General features: G+C 65.9%; 16 protein-coding genes and 1 tRNA gene. 11 read left to right on the top strand and 6 right to left on the bottom strand.

What is annotated here, in order from left to right; genetic code table 11:
- The first annotated feature begins 47 nt into the window (after positions 1 to 47).
- Genes ACFQZZ_RS09575 through ACFQZZ_RS09540 form a run of 8 tightly spaced genes read left to right on the top strand, consistent with a single transcriptional unit; the run spans position 48 to position 8,590 of the window.
- The gene (locus ACFQZZ_RS09575; RefSeq protein WP_378678313.1) at positions 48 to 1,226 is read left to right on the top strand and encodes an MCE family protein; all 1,179 of its coding nucleotides are present in this window, start codon (positions 48 to 50) and stop codon (positions 1,224 to 1,226) included.
- Positions 1,223 to 2,251 (top strand): MCE family protein, encoded by a 1,029-nt coding sequence (locus tag ACFQZZ_RS09570; RefSeq protein WP_378677020.1) that lies wholly within the window; start codon positions 1,223 to 1,225, stop codon positions 2,249 to 2,251. Before ACFQZZ_RS09575 ends, ACFQZZ_RS09570 begins: the two co-directional genes overlap by 4 nt.
- Positions 2,248 to 3,312: an MCE family protein gene (locus ACFQZZ_RS09565; protein ID WP_378677017.1), complete on the top strand. Its 1,065-nt coding sequence runs from the start codon at positions 2,248 to 2,250 to the stop codon at positions 3,310 to 3,312. The genes ACFQZZ_RS09570 and ACFQZZ_RS09565 overlap by 4 nt, the downstream gene beginning before the upstream one ends.
- Positions 3,309 to 4,571, top strand: coding sequence for an MCE family protein (locus ACFQZZ_RS09560; protein ID WP_378677014.1), 1,263 nt, complete (start codon positions 3,309 to 3,311; stop codon positions 4,569 to 4,571). The genes ACFQZZ_RS09565 and ACFQZZ_RS09560 overlap by 4 nt, the downstream gene beginning before the upstream one ends.
- Entirely contained in the window at positions 4,568 to 5,818 is a 1,251-nt protein-coding gene (locus ACFQZZ_RS09555) for an MCE family protein (RefSeq protein ID WP_378677011.1), read from the top strand. Before ACFQZZ_RS09560 ends, ACFQZZ_RS09555 begins: the two co-directional genes overlap by 4 nt.
- On the top strand, positions 5,815 to 7,242 hold the full coding sequence (locus tag ACFQZZ_RS09550; RefSeq protein WP_378677008.1) for an MCE family protein: 1,428 nt from the start codon (positions 5,815 to 5,817) through the stop codon (positions 7,240 to 7,242). The genes ACFQZZ_RS09555 and ACFQZZ_RS09550 overlap by 4 nt, the downstream gene beginning before the upstream one ends.
- Positions 7,239 to 8,105 carry a hypothetical protein gene (locus ACFQZZ_RS09545; protein ID WP_378677006.1) on the top strand — a complete coding sequence of 289 codons (867 nt, stop codon included), beginning with the start codon at positions 7,239 to 7,241 and terminating at the stop codon, positions 8,103 to 8,105. Before ACFQZZ_RS09550 ends, ACFQZZ_RS09545 begins: the two co-directional genes overlap by 4 nt.
- Positions 8,102 to 8,590, top strand: coding sequence for a h domain protein (locus ACFQZZ_RS09540; RefSeq protein WP_378677004.1), 489 nt, complete (start codon positions 8,102 to 8,104; stop codon positions 8,588 to 8,590). The genes ACFQZZ_RS09545 and ACFQZZ_RS09540 overlap by 4 nt, the downstream gene beginning before the upstream one ends.
- Positions 8,591 to 8,689: 99 nt before the next feature.
- Here the strand turns inward: ACFQZZ_RS09540 and ACFQZZ_RS09535 are convergent, their stop codons facing one another.
- From ACFQZZ_RS09535 to ACFQZZ_RS09520, 4 genes are all read right to left on the bottom strand, one after another.
- Positions 8,690 to 10,171 (bottom strand): sensor histidine kinase, encoded by a 1,482-nt coding sequence (locus ACFQZZ_RS09535; protein WP_378677001.1) that lies wholly within the window; start codon positions 10,169 to 10,171, stop codon positions 8,690 to 8,692.
- Positions 10,168 to 10,902 carry a response regulator transcription factor gene (locus tag ACFQZZ_RS09530; protein ID WP_378676999.1) on the bottom strand — a complete coding sequence of 245 codons (735 nt, stop codon included), beginning with the start codon at positions 10,900 to 10,902 and terminating at the stop codon, positions 10,168 to 10,170. The genes ACFQZZ_RS09535 and ACFQZZ_RS09530 overlap by 4 nt, the downstream gene beginning before the upstream one ends.
- Positions 10,903 to 11,157: 255 nt before the next feature.
- Entirely contained in the window at positions 11,158 to 12,762 is a 1,605-nt protein-coding gene (locus ACFQZZ_RS09525) for a trehalose-6-phosphate synthase (RefSeq protein ID WP_378676996.1), read from the bottom strand.
- A 94-nt stretch (positions 12,763 to 12,856) separates the two neighbouring features.
- Positions 12,857 to 13,027 carry a hypothetical protein gene (locus ACFQZZ_RS09520; RefSeq protein WP_378676993.1) on the bottom strand — a complete coding sequence of 57 codons (171 nt, stop codon included), beginning with the start codon at positions 13,025 to 13,027 and terminating at the stop codon, positions 12,857 to 12,859.
- Positions 13,028 to 13,194: 167 nt separating this feature from the next.
- Here ACFQZZ_RS09520 and ACFQZZ_RS09515 point away from each other — a divergent pair, with 167 nt between their 5' ends.
- The 3 genes from ACFQZZ_RS09515 (at position 13,195) to ACFQZZ_RS09505 (ending at position 14,588) form a co-directional block, all read left to right on the top strand.
- The gene (locus tag ACFQZZ_RS09515) at positions 13,195 to 14,028 is read left to right on the top strand and encodes an alpha/beta fold hydrolase (RefSeq protein WP_378676990.1); all 834 of its coding nucleotides are present in this window, start codon (positions 13,195 to 13,197) and stop codon (positions 14,026 to 14,028) included.
- A gap of 130 nt (positions 14,029 to 14,158) precedes the next feature.
- Positions 14,159 to 14,401 (top strand): MbtH family protein, encoded by a 243-nt coding sequence (locus ACFQZZ_RS09510; protein ID WP_327112110.1) that lies wholly within the window; start codon positions 14,159 to 14,161, stop codon positions 14,399 to 14,401.
- 112 nt (positions 14,402 to 14,513) lie between these two features.
- A tRNA-Thr gene (locus ACFQZZ_RS09505) sits at positions 14,514 to 14,588 on the top strand.
- Between the two features lie 50 nt (positions 14,589 to 14,638).
- On the opposite strand, the gene ACFQZZ_RS09500 is transcribed toward ACFQZZ_RS09505, so the two are convergent.
- Both ACFQZZ_RS09500 and ACFQZZ_RS09495 read right to left on the bottom strand, forming a co-directional pair.
- On the bottom strand, positions 14,639 to 15,064 hold the full coding sequence (locus tag ACFQZZ_RS09500) for an HIT family protein (RefSeq protein WP_378676988.1): 426 nt from the start codon (positions 15,062 to 15,064) through the stop codon (positions 14,639 to 14,641).
- Positions 15,065 to 15,161: 97 nt separating this feature from the next.
- Complete coding sequence (locus ACFQZZ_RS09495) at positions 15,162 to 15,539, bottom strand: PH domain-containing protein (protein WP_378676985.1); 378 nt, start codon at positions 15,537 to 15,539, stop codon at positions 15,162 to 15,164.
- Positions 15,540 to 15,576 lie beyond the last annotated feature (37 nt).

The raw sequence follows: 15,576 nt of genomic DNA, 5'->3' as shown, positions 1-15,576 counted from the left end.
GCGGTATGGCGCAAACGAAGCAAACAGCAAGCGGCCTGGCGGCAGCCATGCGCGGTGGGCTCGGCCTGAAACTGGCCGGCGCCGCGATGGTGCTGACCTTGGTCGCCATTTCCGCCGTCGCGATGATCATGTTCGTGGGTGGATTCACTCGGACGGTCACCGTCACGGTCGACGCACCGCGTAGCGGTCTCGTCCTGGACCCAGACGCCAAAGTGAAGGTACGCGGGGTGGAGATCGGCCGAGTCGCGGCGATCGACCAGACCGGCGATGGCGCCGAGCTGAAGCTCGCGGTGGATCCCGAACTGCTGAAACTGGTTCCGTCCAACGCGGGCGTAGACATCCGGTCTACCACCGTATTCGGCGCCAAGTACATCAACTTCACCGTGCCGCAGCAGCCCTCGTCGACCCCGCTGAAGCCGGGCGCGACCGTCACGGCCGCCGCGGTGACCGTCGAGTTCAACACGCTGTTCCAGCACCTGTCCGATCTGCTCAACAAGATCGAGCCGGAGAAGCTGAACGCGACGATGTCCGCGCTCGGCACCGCGCTGGAAGGGCGGGGTCAGAAGCTGGGCGAGCTGCTCTCGCGCAGCGATGCGTACCTGAAGGACATCAACCCGTATCTGCCTACGCTGCAACAGGATCTGATCAAGACGGCCGATGTCACCAACCTGTACGCCGACACCGTTCCCGACCTGCTGCGCACGGTGGAAAACCTCATCACGACGAGCAATACGTTCGTCGACGAGCAGAGCAGCCTGGACAACGTGCTTGTGAATCTGATCGGCCTGGCCGACACCACCGGTTCGGTGTTGCGGGAGAACGAGAATCAGCTCGTTACCGCGCTGGATCTGCTGGTGCCGACGACCAGTCTGCTGTGGGAGTACGCCCCCGCGCTCGGCTGCCTCGTCAATGGCATCGGGCCGTTGATGCCGATTGCCGAGGAGATGTTCGGTGGCCGGAAGCCCGGCATCGGGATGAACACCAACTTCATGTTCGGCGCCAAGCCCTACACCTATCCGGATGATCTGCCGAAGGTGAATGCCACCGGCGGCGTGCACTGCGACGGCGTCGTGAACCGCGTGCCCGGCAGCCACGCCGACTATGTCGTCACCGATACCAGCGAGGGCACGGTGTACCAGCCGAACACAGGTTCGCCGCGGCTCAACGAAGCACCCAGGGTGTTCCAGCTGCTGTTCGCCGGGCTCCCGGGGGTGGGCGCGCTGTGAAGAACACCGCAACGACAGTCAAATTGGCTATCTTCACCGTGGTGATGACGCTGGTCTTCGCCGGGTTGGCAATCGTGTTCAGCCAGATGCGTTTCTCGCGGGAGTACGGGTACCACGCGGTATTCACCAGCTCGTCGGGGATGCTGCCCGGCTCGAAGGTGCGCATCGCCGGGGTGCCGGTCGGCTCGGTCACCTCGATCAAGGTGGGCAAGGACGATCTGGCGCACGTCGAATTCGACGTCGACCGCAAGTACCGGCTGCTCGCGAGCACCCGCGCGACGATCAAGTACGAAAACCTGGTCGGTGACCGGTACATGGAGCTGTTCGAAGGGCCCGGCTCGACGCAGGTGCTCGCCGACGGCGGCACCATCGGCAAGGAGCAGACCGCGCCCGCGCTGGACCTGGACATGCTGCTCGGCGGATTCAAGCCGCTGATCCGTGGCCTCGATCCCGGGCAGGTCAACGACCTGACGAGTGCGTTGCTGCAGATCTTCCAAGGTCAGGGCGGCACGCTGGTGCAGCTGCTGAACAGCGGCGGTTCGTTCGCCAAAACCCTGGCCGAACGGGACGAGTTGATCGGTAGCGTGATCAACAACCTGAATACGGTGTTGCAGACCATCGACCAGCGCGGTGACCAGTTCGCCACCACACTCGAGGAATTGCAGCGCCTGGTCAGTGGTTTGGCCGCCGAGCGGGACCCGATCGGTGACGCGCTGCCCCGAATCGCCGGAGCCACGCGTGATCTCACCGACCTGCTCGGTCAGGCGCGCCCGGATCTGCGCAGCACCCTCGAGCAGACCGGTCGCCTGGCCACCAACCTCGATGACGGCTCCGACACCGTGCAGTGGGTGCTGGAGCGACTGCCCGCTACCTACAAGCAGCTGATTCGTATCGGCGCCTACGGCTCGTTCCTGCAGCTCTACGTCTGTGGCACGAACATGCTCATCGATGGTCCGGACGGCAAGCAGTTACAGGTCAACCTGCCCGGTGAGCAGACGACCGGAAGGTGTGCGCCGAACCCATGAACGAGAAGCGATCACCTGGCATCACCATCGGCATCGTCGGCATTGTTGTCGCGATCGCGGTGGCTCTGTCGGCACTGCAATTCGACCGGCTCCCGTTCATCCGTGGCGGTGCGACCTTCACGGCGTACTTCGGCGATGCCGGCGGTCTGGTACCCGGCGACCCGGTGCAGGTCGCCGGTGTGCGCTCGGGCCGAGTGGAGGATGTCCACCTGGACGGCGACAAGGTGCTGGTCCGGTTCACCCTCGACGAGTCGATCGTGTTGGGTCAGAAGACCTCCGCAGCGATCAAGACGAACACCGTGCTCGGCCGCAAATCGCTCGAGGTGGCGCCGGAAGGTTCGGGCGCGTTGCGTGCCGACGACACGATTCCGTTGGAGCGCACCACCTCCCCGTATTCGCTCAACGACGCGCTCGGCGACCTCGGTCGCACGGTGCAGGGGCTGGATATGGACCAGGTCGACAAAACCCTCGATGCGCTCTCGGAAACATTTGCCGATACCCCCGCCCCGCTGCGTTCCGCGTTGGACGGGGTGACTGCCTTGTCGCGCAGCATCAATGCGCGTGATCAGGCGCTGTCGGAGCTGTTGGCCCGTGCGCAGAACGTCACGAAGATCCTCGCCGACCGGAGCAACCAGATCAGTGCGCTGCTCCTGGACGGCAACGACCTGCTCGGCGAGCTGGATCGGCGCCGTGGCGCGATCGGGCAGCTGATCGTGTATGTGAACGGGGTGTCCCAGCAGCTGTCCGGTCTGGTGGCCGACAACGAGGCGCAGCTGAAACCCGCTCTGGACAAGCTGAATTCGGTGCTTGCATTGCTGCAGCGCAACAAGCAGAACATCAGCGAGGCGCTCGACGGACTCGGACCGTACGCGGCGGCGCTCGGTGAACAGGTCGGCAACGGACCCTGGTTCAACGCCTACGTGGTGAACGCGTCCAGTACTGAGTTGCAGCCGCTCGTCGACGCCTTGGTGTGGCCGGAGCATCTCCCGGAGGACCTGCGCAATATCTTCACGAACCCAGGGCCCTCGATCGGACCCGCAGTCCAGGAGCCGCCGCGATGACCATGCTGGCTAGTGTTCGGAAACTACCGCGCTGGGTGCTGGTCGTCGCGGGAGTGCTGGTCGCCGCCCTGGTTCTGGCCGGTGCGTACACCGGCATCACCCGAATCGGGAAAACGACGATCACCGCGTACTTCCCGTCGACGACGGGGTTGTACGCGGGCGACGATGTGCGCGTCCTCGGAGTCAAGGTCGGCCGCATCGATTCGATCGAGCCGGGCCGCGACCGGGTGCAGGTGCGGGTGAGCCTCGATCGGGGTGTCGATATCCCCGCCGACGCACGCGCGGTGATCATTTCGCCGTCATTGGTGTCGGCCAGGTTCATCCAGTTGGCGCCCGCCTACACCGGTGGGCCGAAGCTGGGCGACGGCGCGGAGATCGGCATCGACCGCACTGCGGTGCCCGTCGAGTGGGACGACATCAAGGCCGAACTGTCCAAGTTGGCAACAACTCTGGGGCCGGTCGGCAGTGACACGCAGGGTTCGTTCGGCCGCTTCGTCAATACCGCCGCCGACAATTTGGACGGCAACGGCCAGAAGCTGCGCGATACGCTGCGGGAGCTGTCGGCGACGTTGAGCACGCTGTCGGACGGCCGCACCGACCTTTTCGGCACCATCCGCAATCTGCAGAAGTTTGTCGAGGTGCTCTCGGCGAGCAACGAGCAGATCGTGCAGTTCGGCGGCAGGCTCGCCTCGGTGGCCTCGGTACTCGCGGCCAACTCCGCGGATCTCGGTGCCGGACTGGACAATCTGGACACGGCACTCGCGGATGTGAAGCGATTCCTCGAGGGCAGCGGCGCCGAACTCACCGAAGGCGTACAGCGGCTCGCCGATGTCACGCAGTTACTGGTGGACAAGCGACCGGAGTTGGAACGGGTGCTGCACTCGGGACCGACGGCGCTGGTGAACTTCTATCAGATCTACAAGCCCGCCACCGGCACGGTCACCGGAGCCGTCGCGCTGAACAACACCGCGGATCCGCTCAGCTTCCTGTGCGGATCGATCCGGGCACTCGAGGCCAATGATTCCGACCGCTCCGCCGATCTGTGTGCCCAATATCTGGCTCCCGTGATCAGCTCGCTGGCCATGAATTACGCACCGATCCTGCTTAATCCGGCCTCCAGCGTGACCGCGTTCCCGAACCAGCTGGTGTACAGCCCACCGAGCCTGGCGGCGCGGGCGCCATCGTCCGCGCCGCAGCAGGCGCCGGTGACCGTGCCGAGTGGGCTAGAGGGACTGGCTATTCCGGGAGGAGGGCGATGAAGCGACCGCGTTCGACACGCAGGATGGGTGCGCTCGCCGTGGGCATCGCGGTAGCACTCGGTGTCTCCGGCTGTCAGTGGGACGGCCTGAACTCGCTGCCGATGCCGGGCACCGAGGGGACCGCCGACGGCTCCTATTCGGTGCGTATCCAGATGCCGAATGTGACGACGCTGACGCGGAATTCGCCGGTCCGCGTCAACGATGTGACGGTCGGGACGGTGTCCAAGATCGAGGTGCAAGGCTGGCACGCGCTGGTCACCGTCTCGCTCAATCCCGATGTGCAGCTACCGGCCAACGCGGTCGCGAAGATCGGTCAGACCAGCTTGCTCGGCAGCAACCATCTCGAGCTGGCCGCACCGACCGATGTCGCGCCGCAGGGTCGACTGCGCGGCGGCGACGTCATTCCGCTGGAGCGGGCAGGCATCTACCCGACCACCGAGCAGGTCCTTTCATCCTTGTCGGTGGTACTCAACGGCGGTGGCATCTCGCAGCTGGAGACGATTACCCGCGAACTCAATGCGGCGCTGCACGGCCGCGAGAACGACATCCGCGATCTGCTGCCGCAGCTGGCCGAGCTCACCACCAATCTCGACGCGCAGCGCAACGACATCATCGCGGCGATGAGCGGGTTGGATCGCCTCGGCGGCCAACTGGTCCAGCAGCGCACGGTGCTGGCCACCGCCATCGAGCAGATCCACCCCGCGCTCACCGTGCTCGCCGACCGCACCGCGAACATCGCCGCGGCGATCACCGCGCTCGGTGAGCTGAGCGATGTCACGTCTCGGATCGTCGCCGCGAGCGGTGAGGACCTGAAGTCGAATCTGCGCAGCCTCGCGCCGGTGGTGCAGACGCTGGCCGATACCGGCAACAATCTCATCGAGGCGCTCAAGATCTTGCCCACCTTCCCGTTCCCGATGAAGAACCTCGGCAACGCGATCAAGGGCGACTACCTCAACCTGTACATCACCATGGATCTGACCGCGAAGCGGCTGGATACCAACTGGCTCACCGGAACACCGCTCGGTGGTCGGTTCGGCGGCGTCGAAGGCGTGCTCGGCGGCTTCGCACCCAATACGGCCACGCAGAGCGGAAACCCGGCGACCGGGCCGCTGCAGCCGCCGCCCGCCCAGAGCCAGCCGACTCCGACGCTGCCCGGCCTGCCGCCGATACCGGGGCTGCCCGCCATTCCAGGGTTGACCGTGCCGTTGCCGGGAGCCACTGCGCCACAAGGGAGTCCGGGACGATGACGCTCACCCGATTCGTCCGCATCCAGCTGTCGATCTTCGCCGTGCTCACGGTGATCGGCCTCGTGGTGATGGGCGGTATGTACGTCAAGCTGCCTGCGATGTTCGGCATCGGACGGTATGACGTGATCGTCCAGCTCGAGGCGACCGGCGGCCTCTACCAGACGGCCAACGTCGCTTATCGCGGTACGAATGTCGGTGTGGTCAAGGAAGTTCGGCTGACCTCGGACGGTGTCGAGGCGAAACTGTCCATCGACAGCGACTACAAGATCCCGGCCGACGTGGATGCCTGGGTACGTAGCGTTTCCGCGATCGGCGAGCAGTACGTCGACCTGGTGCCCGTCGAGCAGCCGAAGGGCGGAAACCTGGTCGACGGCTCCGTGATTCCGGTGCAGCGCACCAAGCTGCCGCAGGATGTCGGATCGCTGCTCGACCAGAGCGACCGGCTGCTGTCCAGCGTCGCCGACACCAGGCTGCGCCAGGTGATCGACGAGGCATTCCAGGCCTTCAACGGTGCGGGCCCGGACTTGCAGCGGTTCATCGATTCCGCGGCCCTGCTGGTGCAGGAAGCGCAGAACAGCGCGGAACCGACCAAGAAGCTGCTGGATCAGATCGGCCCGCTGCTCGACACCCAAACGCAGTCCGATGCGGCTATTCGTTCGTGGACAAGCGATCTGGCCACGGTGACCGACCAATTGCGCGCGCACGATCCGGCGTTGCGCAATCTGCTGCGGGACGGTCCCGCCGCGATGCAGCGGGTCAGCGCACAGTTCAACGACCTGAAACCGACACTGCCGCTGTTGTTGCGCAATCTGGTGAGCGTCAGCCAGCTGGCTGTCACGTATCACGCTGGTGTGGAACAACTCCTGGTGGTCTTCCCGCCGCTGATCGCGGCACTGGAAACCATCATCCGCGGACCGATGGAATACGGCGTGATGGTCGACTTCATGGCGGTGATCAACGATCCGCCCGCCTGCACCACCGGGTTTCTGCCCGCGAATGAGCGCCGCTCGCCGAGCGAGCTGGATTCCATCGGTACCCCGCCCGGTCTGTACTGCAAGGTGCCGCAGGATTCACCCATCGAGGTGCGCGGTATCCGCAACACCCCGTGTATGGAATTCCCCGGCGTGCGCGCTCCGACCCCCGAGCTGTGCCGCACCGGGTATGTGCCGTTAGGGAACAACCCGCCGTTCGGTCCGGTGCAGCCGGTGGCGCCCGCGAGCGCACCTGTCGCGCCTGCCGCGGTGCCGGTCGCTCCCGCGAGCTACGGTGGCGGGACACCAGCGGCTGCCAGGCCGTATGACCCGTCGACCGGCGTTTACCTCGGCACGGACGGGCGCACTTACCGACAAGGCGACGTCGGGCCCGACGGATCAGGCACGGTACCGTCGAGCTGGCAGGCAATGCTCGAGGAGCAGCAACGATGAATGAGATCAACGAAGATACGCACCGCGCGCGGCGTCGCGCGGTGCGCTCAGCGGGGCCTCCGGTCGAGGAGACCGAGACGCCCGGCGGGTCGGCGTCACCGGCCGAGTCAGCGAAAACCGCAGGCTCGATGCCGTCGGTCGCCAAGGCCTTTTCCGCTCGCGCCGCGGCGCTCGGCACCACGGCTGCCGGGACCGGATCCGAGGGGGTCGCGGCTGCCGCCGCCGTCGAGACGTCTTCTGCGACATCGACCGCGTCGGACGTCGATTCGACACCGGCCGAGGGCCGACCGGTCGACCTGGGCAAATCATCGTCGGAAACCGCGAAAGACGCCGATGAGCCGGATGCTTCCGAGCAGGCCGGGGAAGCGAAGGCCCGTTCCGGGCGTACCCGCGTCCTGGCCGCGGCCGCGTGCGCCCTGGTCGCCGTCGCCGCCGTGGTCGGCGCGGGCTGGTCGGTCGTGGCGATGAAGTCCGTCGACGACCGCGATGCCCGCCGCACCGAATACACCCAGACCGCGCGGCAGGCGATTCTCAACCTCACCACCATCCGGGCCGACTCGGCCAAGGAAGACATCGACCGGATCCTTTCGGTGGCCTCGGGCCAGTTCAAGACCGAGTTCGATGGTCGGGTCGACCCGTTCCTCAGCATCGTGAAAGAAGCCAAGGTCGTCTCCAATGGCGAGATCGTGGAGGCCGCGGTCGAGAGCGACGACGAAGATTCGGCGAAGATCCTGGTCGCCGCCAAACAGACACTGACCAATGCGGGTCAGGCCGAGCCGCAGACGCGGTTCTACCGGTTCCGGGTCACCGTGACCCGCAACGGTTCCGGGCTGTCCGCGTCCAACGTGGAGTTCGTGGGATGAGTGAACTACGAGGCAAGATCCTGCTGCTCGCCACGGCCGTCATCGTGGTCGTCGCGGGGATTGTGGCCGGTATCAACGGATTCCGATACTGGGATGATCGGCAGTCCGAGCAGTCCCGCGCCGAAGCGGTGGCCGCGGCGGACCACACGGTATCGGCGATGTTCACCTACGACTACAAGACCGTGGACACCGAACTGCCGAAGGCGGCCGATCAGCTCTCGGCGAGTTTCCGCGAGGACTACTTGAAGCTGATCCAGCAGGCCATCGCGCCGGGCGCCAAGGAAAAACAGCTCAGCGTCAAGGCGACCACCGTGGCTCGCGGTGTGGTTTCCGCCGACCGCTCGCGCGCCGTTGTCCTGATCTTCCTCAACCAGGTCACCACCAGTCAGGAATCGCCGCAGGGCACATCCACCGGCAGCCGTGTCCGGGTGACTGTGGACAAGAGCGACGACAACTGGCTGGTTTCCCAGGTCACGCCGGTCTGAGCCGCTCAGGATGCCATGAGTAGGGCTCACCAGCCACTCCGCCGCCTTGCGGTGAGTGAGTCGAATACCTGGCGGTAGCCCCCTAAGTGCTTGTCGCGCTTACATTTCCCGGGGCAGTCGCACGGTGAAGGTGGTGCCTTCGCCCGGGGCGCTTTCGACACTCACCGTGCCCCGGTGTGCGGCAATCAAAGCCTGCACGATCGACAGGCCGAGGCCGGTGCCGCCGCTGGCTCTGGTGCGTGAGGTGTCGGTGCGATAGAAGCGTTCGAAGACTCGATCGGCCTGGTCCTCGGGGAGGCCGGGACCGGTGTCGGCGACCTCCAGCACGATTTCGTCGAACTCGGGCGTAAGCCGGACCTGCACCGAGGCGTCCGGTGGGGTGTGGGTGAGTGCGTTGTTCAGCAGGTTGGCCAGCACCTGGCGCAGCCGCTCTTCGTCGCCGTTCACCTCCAATGTGCCTGCACCGGAACGGATTTCCAGCTCGATGGAGCGGCGCGGTCCGTCCGGGTCCGCGGCGGCGGCCATCGCGCGCGCATTGTGCACGGCATCGCTCGCGAGGGCGAGTAGATCGACGGGGCCCTGCTCCAGCGGGCGCTGCGCGTCAAGGCGGGCCAGCATCAGGAGGTCCTCCACCAGTAGGCCCATTCGTTGGGCCTCGCGCTCGATTCGCTCCATGAACAGGGCGGGGTCGGTGGTCGCGCCCTGGCGATAGAGCTCGGCGAAGCCGCGAATCGTGGTCAGCGGCGTGCGCAGTTCGTGGCTCGCGTCGGCGATGAAGCGCCGCATCTTCGCCTCGGAGCGGCGGGCCGCGGACTCCGAGGCCTCGGTCGCCGCGAAGGCATGCTGGATCTGGGCGAGCATGCCGTTGAGCGATTGGGACAGTCGGTCGACCTCGGTATTGGTGCCGCGCACCGGAACTCGGCGAGTGAGGTCGCCCGCGGCGATCGCGGCGGCGGTCTTCTCGACCCCGCGCAGCGGCCGCAGGCTGCGCCGGATCACGAAGTAGGCGGCCACCGCGAGTGCGGCGAGGACCGCGGCGCCCACGATCAGTTGCAGCATGATCAGGCGGCGCACCGTCTCGATGTTCTGGGTGAGCGGTACGGCCACCGTCGTGGTGGCGTCCTGCGTTTTCACTGTCATGGCCCGCCACTGGACCGACGCTCCGTTCTTGGAGCCGACCGTGGCGGGCTTGGTGATGCCTACGACACCCGGTGGGGGATCGCGATCCGTCCGCCACGGCGGCGGACTCGGCAGCTCGGGTTCGGCGTCCACATTGAACGGTCGGGTCTCGAGGTGGACGCCCTTGTCGGAGTTCGGTTCGGAACGGATATAGAAGGCGATCGGAAGGTTCGGTGGTAGCGGTCGCGGCGGCCGCATCCATGCCATCGAGGCGTCCCGCAATTGCTGATCGGTCCGGCGCATCAGCGAATCCTCCAACGCGGAGGTGACAACCATCGCGGAGGCCAGCAGGCCGAGCCCGGCCAGGACAACCAGGGCGAGCACCAATGTCACGCGCAGTGGGATCGCCGACCAGGTGCGCGTCAGTCTGCGACGGGCTTTCCGGATCCGCGCGTTTGTCACTTCTCGGCCTGTCGCGCGCGGTTCGGTGTGCGCATCACATAGCCGACACCCCGCAGCGTGTGAATCAGTCGCTCATCTCCGGTATCGACTTTCTTGCGTAGATAGGACACATAGGTCTCCACGACGCCGACCTCACCGCCGAAGTCGTAGCGCCACACGTGATCCAGAATGCGCGGCTTGCTCAGCACCGTGCCCGCGTTCACCATGAAGTAGCGCAGCAGCGTGAACTCGGTGGGGGACAACGGAACCGGCTCGCCTGCCTTCCACACCTCGTGGGTGTCGTCGTCGAGTTCGATGTCCTCGAACCGGATTCGCGAACTCTCTCGCACCGGCGTGTGGTGACCCGACCGGCGCAGCACCACCCGCAGCCGCGCCACCACTTCCTCGAGGCTGAACGGCTTGGTGATGTAGTCGTCGGCGCCGAGGGTGAGCCCGGCGACCTTGTCCTGCACCTCGTCGCGTGCGGTGAGGAACAGCACAGGCGCGTCGACGCCGTCGGCGCGCAGCCTGCGCAACAGCCCGAAGCCGTCCATCCCCGGCATCATCACATCGACGATCAGGGCCTGCGGGCGGAAGCTGCGCGCCCTGTCGAGCGCTTGCGCGCCATCGACCGCGGTGTCGACCTCGAACCCCTGATAACGCAGACTCACCGACAGCAACTCCACGATCATCGGCTCGTCGTCCACCACAAGGACCCGAGCCTCGGGTGTGCTCTCCGACGGCGCGCTCATCGGTTCATCGTCCGACACCCGCCTGGGAACTCCCTGGACCCAAGCTGGGAGATGGCTGTGTCTTTTTGGCGGTGCCTTCGGCACCGCGTGTTCGCGGCCCCCTTGGTCTCGCGTCCGAGCGGGCGAGACTCGCGCCTTCGGCGCATGCGCTTCGCCCGCTCGGACGCGAGACGGGCCGCGAACTCTAGTGCTCGGTCTCGCTTCGCTCGGAAGACGGTGTCGTGGCGAGTGGGTGCGTTGGGGCGATGCTCGCAGTCACCTGCGCGGTGAGCGGGATTCCGGGTAGACGTCGTCGTCGGTGAGCAGCGCGCTGCCCGCGACCTGGTCCTGAGCCAGTGCGTCCAGGAAGGAGCGGGCCCAACGTTCCACGTCGTGGGCGAGGACTTGGCGGCGCAATGAGCGCATGCGGCGGCGTTTGGTATCACGGTCGTCCTCCAGTGCGGAGACGATGGCGTCCTTCACGCTGTCCAAGTCGTGCGGGTTGCACAGGTAGGATTGGCGCAATTCAGCTGCGGCGCCGGTGAATTCGCTCAGGACGAGGGCGCCGTTGAGGCCGCTGTGGCAGGCCACGTATTCCTTCGCGACCAGGTTCATGCCGTCGCGCAGCGGGGTAACCAGCATGACGTCCGCGGCCACGAAGAAGGCGATGAGTTCGTCGCGGGGGATGGGGCGGTGCAGGTAATGCACCACGGGGTGGCCGACCTGGGAGAACTCGCCGTTGATCCGGCCGACCTGGCGCTCGATGTCGCCACGCATCTGGATGTAGCTCTCCACCCGTTCACGGCTCGGCGTCGCCAGCTGCACCATGACCGTCTCCGTCGGATCGATCCGGCCCTCGACCAGCAGTTCCTCCAGTGCCCCCAGTCGGATGTCGATGCCCTTGGTGTAATCGAGGCGGTCGACGCCGAGCAGGATGTTCTTCGGGTTGCCCAGCTCGGCGCGGATCTTCGCGGCACGTTCCCGGACCGACCTGCGCCGGGAATACTCGTCGAGTTCGGCCGAGGCGATCGAGATCGGGAACGCGCCGACCCGGACCGTGCGGAAACCGACCTGCACCACACCGAGTTTGGAGCGCACGCCGACGGTGCCTCGGGAGGTGGGTTGCCCGGCCAGCCGCCTGGCCAGATACAAGAAGTTCTGCGCGCCGCCCGGCAGGTGGAATCCGATCAGGTCGGCGCCGAGCAGACCGTCGATGATCTCGGCCCGCCACGGCATCTGCATGAACAACTCGACCGGGGGGAACGGGATGTGGAGAAAGAAGCCGATGGTCAGATCGGGTCGCAGCATGCGAAGCATCTTGGGCACCAGCTGTAGCTGGTAGTCCTGCACCCACACGGTGGCGCCCTCGGCGGCCACCTTCGCGGTCGCCTCGGCGAAGCGGCGGTTCACCTGTACGTATGCGGTCCACCATGTCCGGTCGTAGACCGGCCGCACGATCACATCGTGGTAGAGCGGCCACAGCGTGCCGTTGGAGAAGCCTTCGTAGTAGTGGGAGACCTCTTGGGCGGTCAGCGGCACCGGGTGCAGCTCGAGCCCGTCCTCGATGATCGGGTCGACCTCGATGTCGGGTACGCCCGCCCAGCCGACCCAGGCCCCCTTGTTGTTGCGCAGTACCGGCTCCAGCGCGGTGACCAGGCCGCCGGGGCTGCGCTTCCATCGTGTGGTGCCGTCGGGCAGTCGTTCCAGGTCTACCGGGAGTCGATTGGCGACGACGACGAAACCGGAACCGGCGCCGTCGGTCTCGGCGCGACCGGTGGCCGTCGCTTCGAACTCGGCGGCATCAGGCAATTGCTCTGGTAGGGCGAGCTCTGGTAAGGCGTGCTCGGAGTCTTCGGACGGCTGGTCAGTCATCTGGTCCACTCACGCATCCTTTGCGCGTCGCTTTTCCCGCTGCAGTTATTGGGTTTCGTCGACGGCGCCGTTGTCGTCGAGCTCGAGTTGGTCGACTCGGTCGCTACTCGACTCGGGCGTTCGGTGCGATGCCGAGCATCGACAACAGCATCCGGCACTCGTCCGCGTCCTCCGCGTACGCAGCGACGACGCGCTGCGCCTGGCGGGCGGTCTCGTCGGCGAGTGGTTCCAGATCGTCGTCCGCGATGTCGTTCGCGCTGCCCTTCGCGGCCATCTTCTTGTCCTCCCGGCTCGTTACGCTCGTACGTGCGAGTAGTCAATGGTATCCGGACCTGGTGGCGGCGCGCCGCACCCGGGATACCTGTTCGCCCGGTCGGTGCGCGGGCCCGGCGGTCCCTATACCGTGGGGGCGCAGCACCACTCCACGGAAAGGGTTCGAAGATGCCGCTGGCCACGGTGAACGGAATTTCACTCAACTACCAGGTCAAGGGCGACCGAACCAAGGGAACGGATACACCGGGATCGGCGCCGCTTGTGGTGATGATCATGGGCACCGGCAGCCCGGGACGGGTCTGGGAGCTGCATCAGGTTCCGGCGCTGATCGCCGCGGGATATCGCGTGTGCACCTTCGACAACCGCGGTATCGCACCATCTTTCGAGGCCGCGACCGGCATGACCATCGATCAACTGGCCGCCGACACCGCCGGGCTCATCGAACTGCTCGGCGAGGGTCCCGCGCTGGTCGTCGGTACCTCGATGGGGGCGCGGGTGGCCCAGGAATTGGCGCTCGCTCGCCCTGATCTGGTGCGCAAGGCCGTGTTCATGGCCGGTCACGGACGCCTGGACCAGTTTCAGAAGACGCTCTCGCTCGGTGAGCACGAGCTCGACGCCAGCGGCGTGAAGCTGCCCGCGAAGTACGAGGCCGCGGTGACGGCCGTGATGAACCTATCGCCCGCGACGCTGGCCGATCCGAACTCCGCCCGCGACTGGCTGGACCTGTTCGAGTTCACCGGCGGCCCGGTGACCCCGGGTATCCGCGCGCAGCGCCGGATGGACCACGACTTCGACAGAGTGCAGGCCTACCGGGGCATCACGGTGCCCTGTCTGTCCATCGGGTTCGCCGATGATCGGATGATCCCGCCCTATCTGTCGCGCGAGATCGCCGAGGTGATTCCGGGTGGGCGCTACCAGGAAGTTCCCGATGCGGGCCATTTCGGCTATCTGGAGCGCCCCGAAGCGGTGAACAAGATCCTGCTCGATTTTTTCGGGGCCTGAGGTAACTGCCAACACGTAACGTCTACCTTGCTAGGGTCGACACAACGCTCGGGGACTTCCGACGCTCCAGCAGCGGCGGACGGGCCCAGGAGCCCATCCCGTACATGCGCCAGTATCCAGTGAGGTGAAATTGAGCACCAACCCCTTCGATGACGAAGACGGCCGCTTCTTCGTCCTGGTCAACGACGAAGAGCAGCATTCGCTGTGGCCGGCCTTCGCGGAGGTTCCGGCCGGATGGCGAGTCGTCTTCGGCGAGGACAGCCGCGCTGCCTGCGTCGAGTACGTCGAAAAGAATTGGACCGATATGCGTCCGAAGAGCCTGCGTGACGCGATGGCCGCCGATGACGCGGCCCGACAGGGCGCCAAGTCCTGACCCGCGGTACCTAGATACTGCGCCGGGACGCTCGACCGAAGTGTCGCTGCGTGGCACCGTAATGCGGTGTCACGCAGTCGGCGCGCCCGGTTATGATGGTCACCGCTTTCCCGCCTCCTTAGCTCAGTGGTAGAGCACTCGCCTTGTAAGCGAAAGGTCGTCAGTTCAATCCTGACAGGAGGCTCCATCGAAAAGGGCGGCCAGTGCGCATCTTTGCGCACTGGCCGCCCTTTGCTCTCAGTCGGGAACGTTCGCGCCGTGGCCCAGGTCGCGCAGCGCCTGCTTGATCCTGGCCTGCGCCTCGTCGAGCGATTCGGGGGAGGGGTGGTGGTCGGCACCGGAGATATCGAAGTTGCCCATGGTGAATGCCGGGAAGACGTGCACGTGCAGATGCGGTACCTCGAGGCCCGCGATGAGCAGTCCGGCACGCGGCGCATCCCACGCCCGCCGCACCGCCTGCCCGATCTTCTGAGCGACGCCGTTCAACCGAGCGAAGGTATCGGCGTCGACGTCCTGCCACTGGTCGATTTCCTTGCGGGGCACCACGAGGGTGTGACCGGGGGTGACCGGAGCGATGGTGAGGAAACCGACGAATTCGTCGTCCTCCCAGACGAATCGGCCCGGCAGTTGACCGTCGATGATCGCACTGAAAACAGAACCCATGCCCGCAGGCTACGCGCAAGCCTTCAGGTCGACCGGCGGGTGTCGCCGGGCGGCTTGCTGTCGACGCCACTCTGAAACTGTGACTCGCCGACGCGACCTACACCGCGACGAAATGCGACAGGATGCCCTGCACCTCATAGATATCGACCTGGCGGTTGAAGCGCTTCTGAATCGGCTCGTTCGAGCCGGAGATCCAGATGGCGAGTTCGGCATCCAGGTCGAAGGTGCCAGCCGTTTCCACCGAGAAGTGGGTGATCGCCCGGTAGGGGACGCTGTGGTAGCTCACTTTTCGGCCGGAAAGACCCTGCTTATCGACGAGGATCAGTCGTCGGTTGGTGAACAGGATGGCATCGCGCACAAGCAGATACGCGGCGTAGATCTGTTCACCGTTGCCGAGAAGTTTCGCGTATTCCGTTTGTGCCTGGCCGGGATCGATCCGCCCGGCATTGCCCATCAGTCCGTCGATCAGACCCATCGGTTGCACGTCCTTTGCGCGGTCTGGGTGCGGGGTG

The organism is Nocardia sp. GCM10030253 (genome assembly GCF_042675075.1).
Taxonomy (GTDB): domain Bacteria; phylum Actinomycetota; class Actinomycetes; order Mycobacteriales; family Mycobacteriaceae; genus Nocardia.
The sequence above is the reverse complement of the archived record's forward strand: the minus strand, read 5'-3'. Positions and strand labels throughout refer to the sequence as shown.

What these genes read in the sequence shown, in the direction of transcription:
- ACFQZZ_RS09565 (WP_378677017.1), top strand. Translation starts at nt 2,248, where the DNA reads ATGAACGAGAAGCGATCACCTGGCATCACCATCGGCATCGTCGGCATT.
- ACFQZZ_RS09545 (WP_378677006.1), top strand. Translation starts at nt 7,239, where the DNA reads ATGAATGAGATCAACGAAGATACGCACCGCGCGCGGCGTCGCGCGGTG.
- ACFQZZ_RS09555 (WP_378677011.1), top strand. Translation starts at nt 4,568, where the DNA reads ATGAAGCGACCGCGTTCGACACGCAGGATGGGTGCGCTCGCCGTGGGC.
- ACFQZZ_RS09575 (WP_378678313.1), top strand. Translation starts at nt 48, where the DNA reads ATGCGCGGTGGGCTCGGCCTGAAACTGGCCGGCGCCGCGATGGTGCTG.
- ACFQZZ_RS09530 (WP_378676999.1), bottom strand. Translation starts at nt 10,902, where the DNA reads ATGAGCGCGCCGTCGGAGAGCACACCCGAGGCTCGGGTCCTTGTGGTG.
- ACFQZZ_RS09515 (WP_378676990.1), top strand. Translation starts at nt 13,195, where the DNA reads ATGCCGCTGGCCACGGTGAACGGAATTTCACTCAACTACCAGGTCAAG.
- ACFQZZ_RS09500 (WP_378676988.1), bottom strand. Translation starts at nt 15,064, where the DNA reads ATGGGTTCTGTTTTCAGTGCGATCATCGACGGTCAACTGCCGGGCCGA.
- ACFQZZ_RS09495 (WP_378676985.1), bottom strand. Translation starts at nt 15,539, where the DNA reads ATGGGTCTGATCGACGGACTGATGGGCAATGCCGGGCGGATCGATCCC.
- ACFQZZ_RS09540 (WP_378677004.1), top strand. Translation starts at nt 8,102, where the DNA reads ATGAGTGAACTACGAGGCAAGATCCTGCTGCTCGCCACGGCCGTCATC.
- ACFQZZ_RS09560 (WP_378677014.1), top strand. Translation starts at nt 3,309, where the DNA reads ATGACCATGCTGGCTAGTGTTCGGAAACTACCGCGCTGGGTGCTGGTC.
- ACFQZZ_RS09520 (WP_378676993.1), bottom strand. Translation starts at nt 13,027, where the DNA reads ATGGCCGCGAAGGGCAGCGCGAACGACATCGCGGACGACGATCTGGAA.
- ACFQZZ_RS09550 (WP_378677008.1), top strand. Translation starts at nt 5,815, where the DNA reads ATGACGCTCACCCGATTCGTCCGCATCCAGCTGTCGATCTTCGCCGTG.